Below are 1,229 nucleotides of genomic sequence, written 5' to 3'. Positions count from 1 at the left end.
ACAGCATTCCGCGCCTGCAGAGAGATGCCGATATGGCATCGCGCGGCCGGTCGAGAACGATGGCTGGTCGGTTGCAAGCAGCGATCGGCGATCACCAGGAATCGGAAGGCCGTTGAACCGCTCTGCCACGGGCAGAGACCGTCCCGCCATGAAATGCCTGCGGCGGCGCCCTTCGATCCCATAAACGGGGGCATTATCCCCGCAGGCTGCTGTTACATGCTGTTATGTGCTGTTGAACTGGTTCTAGCCGACCTGGAGAGCGCCAGGACCTACGCGACAGCGGGGTTCACGAAGGGAAGGGTCGGCGCAGTGTCGCGGGCCTGGCGCTACGACCAGTGGCCGTTGAACCCATGGCCATCGTATCCAGCAACCCCCATCCGTCCGGATCGGGGCGTGTGGGTCGGCCAGCCCTTCGGTCCCAATTTCTGGGGCGCTGCGCTTGGCGGCTGGTGTTAGATGCTGTTAGGTAACAGCATGTGCTGTTGCTTCAATCTGGATTGCGAAGCGGCGCTTGCTTGGCCTTGAGCCGTACCGTGGCAACTTCAGCGGCTACGGGCTCTACACGTACCTTGCCGCGGCCGTACTTGGACTTTGCGTAGCTCCTGCCGGCAGTGGCGTCCGAGCCGTGCCCCATCAAGGCCGCGACCTCGCGCCGGCCCTTGCCCGAGCTCTTGGCATCGGCGCTGAACTGGTGCCGGAACGTGTACAGGGAGGGGTACCGATCGCGCTTGCCCAGTACGCGCCGGGTCACCCGGTGGAAGAACAGCCGCATGTTCAGCTGCAGCGCCGTGAAGGACTCGGGGTCCCGGTGGCCGTCGATGAGCTCCAGCTGCTGCTCGATGGCTTCCATCTCGTCCGCCTTGAGCTTGGACAGGTCCAGGTGGCGGAACTCGCCGTTGGCGCGTCCTTGGCTGTTCTTGGCGTTGCGCACCTTCAGCGCCTGGATGCCGTTGACCTCCACCAGATCGGCGCTGATCCACTCTGAGGGGCGCACGCCGGTCAGATCCGATGCCTTGCACCACACGAGCAGGGCACGGGCCAGGTTGGACTTCGGGCCGCGGCGGACCGTCTTGCCCTCGATCAGGTCCTCCAGGTGAGCGCAGATCGCCTGGAAGTCGTCGACAKCGATGTGCTTGGCCTTGAGGGCAGAGGTGTTGTTTGTTCGACGCAGGGCCTCTTTCTGGCCCTCATCAGCGAGTAGCTGGAGCGCATAGTGGATCTCCTGGCTG

The 1,229-nt window shown here is 64.1% G+C and carries 1 protein-coding gene; it reads right to left on the bottom strand.

The window, feature by feature from the left end; genetic code table 11:
- Window positions 1-487: 487 nt before the first annotated feature.
- Window positions 488-1,229, bottom strand: a 742-nt coding sequence (locus AC04MI_RS25305; RefSeq protein ID WP_476499062.1) for a site-specific integrase, incomplete at its 5' end; no start/stop codon positions are given.

The organism is Acidovorax sp. LjRoot204 (genome assembly GCF_056175785.1).
Note: the sequence above shows the minus strand (reverse complement) of the source record. Positions and strands in the feature narration are given on the sequence as shown.